The organism is Natrialba swarupiae, from assembly GCF_008245225.1.
In the GTDB taxonomy this organism is placed as follows: Archaea; Halobacteriota; Halobacteria; order Halobacteriales; family Natrialbaceae; genus Natrarchaeobius; species Natrarchaeobius swarupiae.
Genome location: NZ_VTAW01000053.1, coordinates 1 through 9,547, shown reverse-complemented (window position 1 = coordinate 9,547; position 9,547 = coordinate 1). Strand labels below are relative to the sequence as shown.

The window sequence follows — 9,547 nt, the reverse complement described above, 5'->3', positions numbered from 1 at the left end:
CCCCAGGCGGATCACCGCGCGAGAGCGAACAGCGACCCCCACGCCGGCCCCTTGAAGAGTGCCCCCCCCCCACCGCGCCCCCCGAAAAGCCCAATTTGCGGGCCAGGTCCCCCCACAAACCCCCCGCTGACCCGCGGGGGGTTTTCGGAAACCCGCATGGTTTAACCGGGGTTTTTCTCTCCACGGAACCCCTTGCGGGGGGGCCCGCCCCGTCCCCCCCCCCGCCGCAACAGATGCCGGCTCAGTAATAGCATCAGCACTCCCGCCAACAGGAAACATCTGACTGCACTTTCTCGACGAACCGGGATGAACTCCAGCCCGAACACCTCTTTGAGTTCTTGGATGACCGTTTCGACACTCCATCTGTTACTGTACAGCGCCGCGATTTCTCGCGGCGCGAACCCATTTCTCGGGAGATTCGTCGCGTAAAGGTGGTACTCGTGGTCGGCTTCGACATCGTCACGATAAGCGGGAGCGTCATCATCGCCCTCATGGCGAACACCGATGACTCGGAGGTCGTATGGAAGGTGCGGATCGTCCTGATCCGCACCGACCCGTGCCGTGACATCGATGGTTTGCCGGTAGAGGTCGGGCAGCACCTCTTGGAGGTGCGTGCCCTCCAGATTGATCGAGTTACCACGCACGGTTCGCGGTTCCTTGATAACGTGTGGATTCGCGTCGGCGTTGAGTCGGGAGATGAACCAACCGTCGTTGTCCTCAATGCGTCCTAACCGATCGTAGTCAAGGTAGCCGAGATCGAACAACGTTAGCGAGTCCTCAACCCAGGTATCAATCTCAAGCTGGGTGGTTTCCTGGGTTCGAGCACTCGTGATAGAGTCAAGGAACGGTGCGACTGAAGCAAGTGATTCGACCACGTGGAGCTTCGCTCCAGCGTGGTCGTTCCCATAGCCAGGGAACGCGTCGATCGCTTCCGGCGAAAGCGTGCAGATAGTCGCATCCGCGATGAAGACATCCTGAAAGCGACTGAACCGCCCACCAAGCGAGGACTCGGTTCTGCCGAGTTCGACGCTGACGTAGTTGACAAGGTCAGTGAGCAGCTTGGTCAGCTCGGGAGTGATCCACTGCTGGATCGATGAGTAGGCGACATCGTCGCCAGTGAACGTCTTGTAGTAGTCGTGAGCGGCACTGACCGAGCCGTCGGGCTCGGTCGTGCCGACCAAGAAGCTCCAGAGAAACGGCGTCGGGTTGATGTGGCGGCTCCGTTCAATGAGGCCGGTGGCGCGACTGTGGTCGCGCACCGGCTGGGGAGGAATCAGATTGTTCAGCTCCTGGCAGATACGGCGAAGCCATCGATCCATGTCTTCGCGTGTACGCGGGCGAGAGTTGCAACTACCGTTTACGCTGAATCCTTAAGCGATAACAGGTGGTGCCTAATACCAGCGACGCCCCGCCGTGGCGGGCGTCGCCTCTGGTCCTGGCCGTTCAAGGAGTTCATCAACATGATCCGACGGGTAGCGTGGACGGCCTTCGCGGTGCGTCGGGCCGTCCCCGCAAATCGGCCACCGGACGATCGGTTCCACCGGTAACCACCGACCGAGGTTGCCCTGTTCGTGAGTGGCAACGCCGTCGCGTCGGCGGCTGAGCGCCGCCGACAGCGACAGATCTACACAGCTTCACTCGATTTCAGAGTCGAACTCCGTGGATCATGACTCAGCAAGACAGAATTGCGGCTTCAGACCGAGTTAGCCAAGGACGACTTTTGAGGTACTGAACCTTGTTCCCGTCAGTCGGGCCTTGGATACATAGTGCGGTCGAACGGTAACAAAGTGTGATACCACAGATATCAAGCAAATAATTTATTTAGTAAAAATTCACATATAGAATCAGAGGGAGAATTGAATTCGTTATAAATTTAGTAAATAGAATTCATTAATCACACAACTTGTGCTCTAATAACGCTTGTATATCAGGATGCTCTATGCCAAGCACCACATCATAGTTGTATTCATCTATTATGCCTCCAACTATTCTTTCCATTTCATTTCGATCTGTGTTATCTCGATGCGCTATCTCTTGGCAGATCCTATTTCTGAGTGATTGCCATTCACTATGGCGCGTAACAACCCTCACTGGAACAGTTGACAGTCCAATCAACTTAACAATAGTAATCCGATGGCGTCCTTCATTCAGCAGTGGCTCTCCATTTCTTGCGATATCTACTGAGATTTCGTGTCTAAGTATGTTTTTGTGGGTGTTTAAACCGAATCCAAGACCACCATCACCAATATATCCCGTCTCCCCATCTTCAATCAATTCAATTTGACGCTTATAACCTTCTTCTTCAATTTGTTTAAATATATTATCTATCTCACTACACTTTCTATTTAAAGCTTCTACTGTCTCGAACTTCGCTGTTTCATTACTATTTATTTTCTCCACATTATTATTATAAAATGTCGTCTGACTCCAGGGTCTACCATTATAATAGTGTCTCCTGAATGATATCCACCGATTGTGGCCTTCTATGAATATTTCAGAGTTCAAATCCCAATCTCCAGATTTTATCGTTCCTGTAGCTGTTATCCAATGAAAGCGTCCGGATGAAAGCTTCTTGATTTCGTCAGGATCAAACTCAATGATCAGTGATGGGTCAACTGATGCCCGTTCGTTTCTGTAATTCCATGTATTATATAGGACAGACGCCTCAAATAATATTATCTCGAATGTGTTCCAGGTACGATCTATAACGGCTCTGCTCATGGGATGACGATCGTATATCCTCCGAAGTGCAGTTCTGAGTAAAATACCGATACGAATGGAAGCCGACAATAGTACGTTTTGGAACATCTGTGTATAAACAAATATGCTGCTACATTGGTATTCCCGGCATACAATATCTGGTCTTTATATGGTACTTTCTCGTTATGACCCAATGTCAAAATATATTAAATTATCATGCTGGAATCGAGCGAAATGTCGTCAAAACACTGTCTCACCAAAATTTTTGTCATGTGTGAGATGAACATCATTCATTATTAAAAACCTCCATGTATCTGTCTGCTACTTTGTCTAAGCGGAATGTTTGTACACGTTCCTCGTGACGGGGACTTATCAAAGCGCTATTTAAACAGTTAGTGATCTCTCTTGCCATCGCTTCTATATCATCAACGGGAACCAGAGAACCAATCGTGCCATTCTTTAGTATTTCACGAGGACCACTAGGACAATTCGTTGAAACTACTGGAGCACCACACGCTAACGCCTCAATGAGTACGTTTGGACACCCCTCCCACCTCGAGGAGAGAACAAACACGTCACATTTGGACATATACGCATACGGATTAGCGACGAATCCCGGCATATCGACTCGATTCGCCACTCCGAGATTCTCTGCGAGCCGGACGAGTGAATCACGGTCGTCTCCCTGTCCTAATATGACCAACCGTGAGTTAGGATATTCGTCCATTGCGCTGAACGCCCGAATTAGCGTATCAAAACCCTTTTGCTCGGATAGTTCGCCTACGCCGAGGATAACGCGACCTGCCTCGGATCCAAACCAGGGATGGTCGACGGGTTCTTCTCGAGCAGCCAGTAGTGATTCGTCCACAACCGGATTGTATATCGTCGACGCCCGACTGGGATCGACACCAAACTCTTTCACGACGTCTTTCGTAACTCCTTTCGAAACACCGATAACGTGATCGGAATGCGGGTACGTGAGTTTTGCTGTTAGATGTACGACCTGATGTTTCGGATGGGTCAATTCTTCCGCTTTAGCGCTCATAGTATTGGATATGCGAATTATAATACGAGTGTCTTTGTTGGAGAGTTTCTCGGCGATGATCGCCGCAACATTGGCAGTGTCGATAGTTGACATCAGTACGTCCGGTCGTGCGGATAAAAGGTATCGGACGAGTGAGGGAACTGCTGCGAGAAACCGATGAGTGTCGAGGTCAATTATTCTCACGTCGGCGGCAACGTCGTCCAGGTATTTTCCTCTCATCTCGACCAGAACAATATCCACAGTGTATCCTCTGTCCGCAAACTCGTTGGCGAGTCGGACCATAACTCGCTCAGCGCCACCTCCTCTGAGTGACGGAAGATACAGACAAATGTGGGCTGGAAACTGACCTTTTAAGTGTGCTCGAGGTTCGGTAACTTGTTCACAGTGATCGATAGTTCGATACACATTCGTCATATTCGTATGTGCTTGGTCGTCGCATTCGCCGGTTTCAGATCCGGATGATTTATCCCTTCTTCATGCCCTTCGAAAACCCGATCACGGAGCTGTTGCCATCTTTTATGGCGTACTCGAATTCGGACGGGAATAGACTCCAGTTCCAGAAGTTTTGCAATCGATAATCGATGTGCACCACCATACCATAATAGCTCCCCATTACGGGCAACGTCTACCGTAATTTCCTTTTGTTCTAGCGGGAAATGTGGCTCGTTATCTAACTCTCCAATTTTTTGCTCCGTCAAGAGACATTGAGTCGTATATCCATTGCGCTTGATCGTCATGTACAGTCTCTCTAGCTGTTCACAACGACGATCCAATTCCGCCGTGTCTTTCATTCCCTTGTACGAGCCATCTTGACTAACCCAGTCTTTCATACGGCTGTAATACGGCGTTTGTTCCCAGTCAACACCTCCGTTGAACACCATCTTGAACGACCGAAAAACGACGTCCTCGTGAAACGACCGTAGCTCTCGATCCCAGTTTCCACCGACGACGGCCGATGGGATTACGGGGAAGGTCAAGGGTGGATCGACAGGACACCGGTTAATCGAAGTTGGTGACACCCATATCAGATCATACGGTTTTAATGGGGCACGGTATCTTCTGCCGGAGTGCATCCACGTCAGCAGGTAGCCACTGTACCTCCGGACCGTCCGCTCGAGGCGGTTCTTTAGACCCAACTCAGTTCGAGTTAACCGGGATCGGCGAATCATTGTGACTGCAATGAATACAGCGATGAATACGTACTCGAGTTCGATACCAGCTCTTCGTGGGGACCAGCCTCAACAATCCTGCCACCCTCCATCGTGTAAATCCGATCCGCGTTCGTGACCGTCGAGAGTCGATGCGCAATTACTAACATCGCGTAATCCCGATCCATCGATTCGATCCCGTCGTGTACCCGCTGCTCGAGCGACGTGTCCAGATCGCTCGTCGCTTCGTCTAGTATCAGCAGATCGGCGTCCTTCAGCAGGGCGCGAGCGATGGCGACTCGCTGTCGCTGGCCGCCGGAGAGTTTGACTCCTTGATCGCCAAGAACTGTGTCGTAGCCGTCCGGCAGCTCGTCGAGGAACTCGGTTACCTGGGCGATCTCGCATGCCCGTTCGACCGCCGATTGCGTAGCATCGCGGTTTCCGACGGTGACGTTCCGTCGCAGGCTGTCGTTGAACACGTGCGGGTCCTGCCTGACGACGGTGACTCGAGATCGCCATTCTTGAATGTCGAACATGTCGATCTGATGGCCGCCAGATCGAATTTCGCCGCTGTCGGGCTCGTACATCCTCGCGAGCAGCGAGGCGATCGTAGATTTACCGGCACCCGACGGTCCGACGAACGCGACGAAATCGTCGCGGTCGAACTCGAACGATACCTGGTGGAGTACTGTTTCGTCGCTCGATTCGTAACTGAACGAGACGTCGTCAAACTCGATCTGATTTATCTGGCCCGGCACACTTCGTGACACGTCGACCCGTTCGCGATTGCGCTCGAGTTCGTCGATGAACTCCTGTGTCCGAACGAGGTGAGGAAGTTCACTTTCCACACGATAGACGTACTTATTCAGTTTGCTGATCTTCGGTCCTAACTGAAACATCGCGAATAGGAACAGTCCGAGTTGACCAAGGTTCATCGCCGAGAATGTCAACGCTAAATAAATAAGCGCAAACACGGCGACAGCAGTCATCAGCTGGTAGTAGTTCGAAATGCCCGCGTCGTTACGTTCGACTTTAATCCGGTTGGTCTCGAACTGTGCCGCTGACTCGGTGAATCCCGAACGAAGTTCGTCGATCATTCCGAACAGCTTCACATCTCTGATTCCCTGCGTTCCGGCCTGGGCTCGAGACTGAATTCCCTCTTTCGCGTCGGCCACCTCGTCGCCGAGGGAGTATCCTGTGGTGAGGACGTTTCTGAACAGAAGCGTCACTCCGCCGAGAAACACCGCCGTTAGAAGGGTAAGGAGCGGCGAGAGTATCAGCGCTATCGTGAGATACATCAGCGCGAGGAACCCGTATTCGACGGACCGGAGCGAGTACTTGATCACCCGTCCCGCGTACTCGGCCTGAGTCACGATCGCGTTCAGGATGTCGTCTGAACCCTCCTGATCGAAGTACGAAATCTCCGCCTCGAGCGCCCGATCGAACGACTCCTCCTGCAGGTGGCGGACGTACTTCGTCTCGATTGCGGCCCGGAACCAGCCGACCAGAAACGACGTGGTGTAACGAACCGTCATCACGCCCGCGACCCCGGCGACCAGGTAGCCGAGCGTGAAGGGAACCCCGAGCGTCTGGTAAGCCAGCAGGAACATCCCGAGGAGTCCGTCGGCGTCTTCGGGCGGCGTATCGGCCTGTGCGACGTCGACGATCGGCATGATGAAGCTCAGGCCGACTCCCTCGAGGAGGGCAGCGACGACGCTCAGTACGATCACCGCTGCCGCGAACCGCGGCTGGAATTTCGCGACGCGATAGAGCGCTCGGCCTTTCTCGCGCCACGTCAGGTCTAGGTCGACGTCATCGGTATCGGACATGTGTAGAGAGGAGCGGCGGTGCGATTCGTCACTGCCCGTATCAGAACCAGGTATATAGTACCCGTCTCCGTTTTCGCGGGTAATCCGTCCTATCGCTTCCAATCGGAACCCGTCTCGAGGGTCGGTAACTTCTCAATAGCCTTTTACTGCGAACGTCGAACACGAGCGTAAGCCCCAGAACTCTGATACCCGACCTGAGTTGAGGAATACCGTCTGACATCCGGTACATTATCGAGGGACTATTCACGAGGACGTAAGACCTCGGTGGGCAGTACGCTGGTATTGACTCGGAACTCTTACTCGTCTACCCCGATTTTGCAGGGTCCAGTTCACCCTCGAAATACGCCGTTCCCTGGACGGTGATCACGTAGAACCCCCACGACGGACACACCAAACGCACGGACGATCGGCGAACTCGAGTTCCTCACCTCACTAATCCCCTACGAATCAGTCCACTCCCCTCCTGAATCCCACTCCGAGACCGGCGTCAGTTCGAGCCGCGGCCGAACGGCGAACCAGACCACGACGAGCGTCGCACCGAGGGCGTTCGCGACGACGTCACCGGGATCGAACTGCCGCGCCGGAACGAAGTACTGACCGACTTCGATACCCGCACCGTATGCGGTCGTTATTCCGACCACGAGGCCGAACGCCGCCCATCGCCGAACGTTCCAGTGGCTCATCGCGTACGCGAGCGCGTACCCAAGTGTCGCGTAGGCGACGAAGTGACGCCACTTGTCGAGCGGGAGGAACCACGGCGAGACAGTATCGACGGCCGTTTCCGGTGGTGGAGACAGCAGCGACGCGTAGAAGATGAAGCCCGCGACGACGGCGACGATTGCCCACCGAATCGCCGGTGGAAGGAGTGGAACACGAAGTTTCATCGGTGCTCGTCATCACGACCGCCGTCGTGGTTTCCGACCGCCTCTGGTGGCTCCGGAGGCGCAACCGCCGCGACGAGCGTTCGAACAATCCTCGTCTCGAGTAACTCCGCGAGACTCGAGCGCGACCGTAGCCCGATCGCGGCGAACGCAGCGACGACCACGTGCGCGAGAACGAGTTGTTCCGAAGCGGTGTTCGTCACGATCACGACGAGCAGCGAACCGACCGTGGCGAGCAGGACGACCAGACTCGCGGCTCGAATTGGCCGTCGTCGAACGGACGAGGCGAGGCGACCCACACCTTTGGCGACGATCGAGGTCCGCATGCCAGTCTCGAGTCCGCCGGTAACCAGATCGACCACCCAGATGACGGGGCCGACGGTCCACGTCTCGCGGAGATCGATGACGATCACCTCCGGTTCGGGTTCGGTCGTAAACCAGCGATAGATGAAGGAGGATTCGACGTACCGTCGACCGATCCGAACGAGTTCGGCGAGTGTCGACGCCGACGCCACCCGTCGCATCGTTCGCCCGACCCCCGAAGCGAAAGAGAGGATCGCGACGATCCTCGAGGCGGCGATCGCGCGCTCGAGTTCGGGTGATCGCCACCTCGAGCGGAGCGGACGCGTCGACCGGCGTGTCTGAACTATCGTTCGGGCCTGGGCGTAAAGCGTACTCAACATCCCGAGGACGATCGACCGTTCGCGGACACGTTCGAACATGAGCGTCAGTTTGCGTAATCGAGGTCTGCTGTGTAATCGCGGTCTACTCAGCCTGCGTGACGTCCGCTCGATCGGGACGGACGCCCTCGGAGTAGTCGATTCCAGTGACTTCGCCGTCGACGGCGACCGTCCCGAAGTCGAGATCGATCGAACTCCCGATCCCGATTCGATCGTCTCGGAAGTAGACGCGGTCGTCGATCTCGACTGTCTGCAACTCGAGGGCCAGGGTCACGTCGCTGTTCCGTGGATGTTCCTGGAGGGAAACGTCTCCGTTTTCGGTCTCGAGGACGACGGCCGCTGGCTCGCGCTCGATCGATTCGATCGTCGCGACGGTCTCACCGCGGCGCGTCTCCGACATCCCCGCCTCGAGTTCGTCGGCGACGGCGGGGGAGACGTCCCGGAGTGTGACCTCGGCGACGGCCACCGTCTCCGCGAACGGGAGGTCCGGATCGTCCGGATCCAGATCCGTCACGGTGCCGGCGACGGCGTAGGCGCCCATATCGAGTCGAAGCTCGCATCCCAGGACGAGCGGGGTGTCGTCGATCTGGAACGTCGGTTGGCCGTTCTCCTCGCGGACGCCGGAGAGCTCGACACGGATCGTCACGTCCGGGCGCGCGGTGGGCGGGACGTGGACGTCCGTGACGGTCGCGACGTCACCGTCCTCGAGCGTCGCGACGTCGCCGGCCTCGAGTCGGTCGACGACGTAGGCCGGTTGCTCGCCGAGTTCGACGGTCGCGTATCGCGTCTCGGCGGTCGTAGCGTCGCCGGAGACGACTGCAACGCCGGCGACGACGACGACGAGCAACAGCGTGCCCGCGAGCGCCGCGACGACGTCGACACCCATTTCGCCGCCGGAGACGACGGCGACGCCGGCGACGACGACGGCGACCAGTAAGACGATCGCGAGCGCGTCGACGACGTTGACGACCCCGAAGAGGTTTCCGTCCTCGTCGATCAGCGACATGGTTTACTCGAGAGACGGTGTGACCGCGGCTCGTTCGTGCAATCGGTCGACGGTGTCGGTCGGGAGTCCAACGCGTGCGAGGATGCGACAGTGGACATGCCACCGTGCACACTACAGGCCAGTAAATAAGTTCACGTCGCGATCGCCGGTAATATCCCGTTTCACTCGTCTGCTCCAGACTCAGTCGATCACATCGATTTAGAGAAAGTGCCTGCTTGGAGAAGGTGTGCAGCCTAGCCAAGCAGACAGCGAGATAGA

General features: G+C 55.6%; 8 protein-coding genes and 1 pseudogene. 1 reads left to right on the top strand and 8 read right to left on the bottom strand.

Annotated elements, in window-relative coordinates:
- Positions 1-161 precede the first annotated feature (161 nt).
- Positions 162-1,319, bottom strand: a complete 1,158-nt coding sequence (locus FYC77_RS19590) for an IS4 family transposase (RefSeq protein ID WP_149083180.1) — start codon at positions 1,317-1,319, stop codon at positions 162-164.
- An 81-nt stretch (positions 1,320-1,400) separates the two neighbouring features.
- Here FYC77_RS19590 and FYC77_RS19585 point away from each other — a divergent pair.
- Positions 1,401-1,547 (top strand): annotated as a pseudogene (locus tag FYC77_RS19585) (ISH3 family transposase); the annotation flags it as partial.
- 343 nt (positions 1,548-1,890) lie between these two features.
- On the opposite strand, the gene FYC77_RS19580 reads toward FYC77_RS19585, so the two are convergent.
- From FYC77_RS19580 to FYC77_RS19550, 7 genes are all read right to left on the bottom strand, one after another.
- Positions 1,891-2,721, bottom strand: coding sequence for a hypothetical protein (locus FYC77_RS19580; RefSeq protein ID WP_149083179.1), 831 nt, complete (start codon positions 2,719-2,721; stop codon positions 1,891-1,893).
- 265 nt (positions 2,722-2,986) lie between these two features.
- Complete coding sequence (locus tag FYC77_RS19575; protein ID WP_149083178.1) at positions 2,987-4,159, bottom strand: glycosyltransferase; 1,173 nt, start codon at positions 4,157-4,159, stop codon at positions 2,987-2,989.
- On the bottom strand, positions 4,156-4,626 hold the full coding sequence (locus FYC77_RS19570; RefSeq protein ID WP_149083177.1) for a ParB N-terminal domain-containing protein: 471 nt from the start codon (positions 4,624-4,626) through the stop codon (positions 4,156-4,158). Before FYC77_RS19570 ends, FYC77_RS19575 begins: the two co-directional genes overlap by 4 nt.
- Before the next feature lie 284 nt (positions 4,627-4,910).
- Positions 4,911-6,722, bottom strand: coding sequence for an ABC transporter ATP-binding protein (locus tag FYC77_RS19565; protein ID WP_149083176.1), 1,812 nt, complete (start codon positions 6,720-6,722; stop codon positions 4,911-4,913).
- Positions 6,723-7,162: 440 nt separating this feature from the next.
- Positions 7,163-7,606 carry a VanZ family protein gene (locus FYC77_RS19560; protein WP_149083175.1) on the bottom strand — a complete coding sequence of 148 codons (444 nt, stop codon included), beginning with the start codon at positions 7,604-7,606 and terminating at the stop codon, positions 7,163-7,165.
- Positions 7,603-8,325: a hypothetical protein gene (locus FYC77_RS20820; protein ID WP_149083174.1), complete on the bottom strand. Its 723-nt coding sequence runs from the start codon at positions 8,323-8,325 to the stop codon at positions 7,603-7,605. The genes FYC77_RS19560 and FYC77_RS20820 overlap by 4 nt, the downstream gene beginning before the upstream one ends.
- Positions 8,326-8,368: 43 nt before the next feature.
- Entirely contained in the window at positions 8,369-9,289 is a 921-nt protein-coding gene (locus FYC77_RS19550) for a DUF4330 family protein (RefSeq protein ID WP_149083173.1), read from the bottom strand.
- Positions 9,290-9,547 lie beyond the last annotated feature (258 nt).

What these genes read in the sequence shown, in the direction of transcription:
- FYC77_RS19590 (WP_149083180.1), bottom strand. Translation starts at nt 1,319, where the DNA reads ATGGATCGATGGCTTCGCCGTATCTGCCAGGAGCTGAACAATCTGATT.
- FYC77_RS19580 (WP_149083179.1), bottom strand. Translation starts at nt 2,721, where the DNA reads ATGAGCAGAGCCGTTATAGATCGTACCTGGAACACATTCGAGATAATA.
- FYC77_RS19550 (WP_149083173.1), bottom strand. Translation starts at nt 9,289, where the DNA reads ATGTCGCTGATCGACGAGGACGGAAACCTCTTCGGGGTCGTCAACGTC.
- FYC77_RS19570 (WP_149083177.1), bottom strand. Translation starts at nt 4,626, where the DNA reads ATGGTGTTCAACGGAGGTGTTGACTGGGAACAAACGCCGTATTACAGC.
- FYC77_RS19565 (WP_149083176.1), bottom strand. Translation starts at nt 6,722, where the DNA reads ATGTCCGATACCGATGACGTCGACCTAGACCTGACGTGGCGCGAGAAA.
- FYC77_RS19560 (WP_149083175.1), bottom strand. Translation starts at nt 7,606, where the DNA reads ATGAAACTTCGTGTTCCACTCCTTCCACCGGCGATTCGGTGGGCAATC.
- FYC77_RS20820 (WP_149083174.1), bottom strand. Translation starts at nt 8,325, where the DNA reads ATGTTCGAACGTGTCCGCGAACGGTCGATCGTCCTCGGGATGTTGAGT.
- FYC77_RS19575 (WP_149083178.1), bottom strand. Translation starts at nt 4,159, where the DNA reads ATGACGAATGTGTATCGAACTATCGATCACTGTGAACAAGTTACCGAA.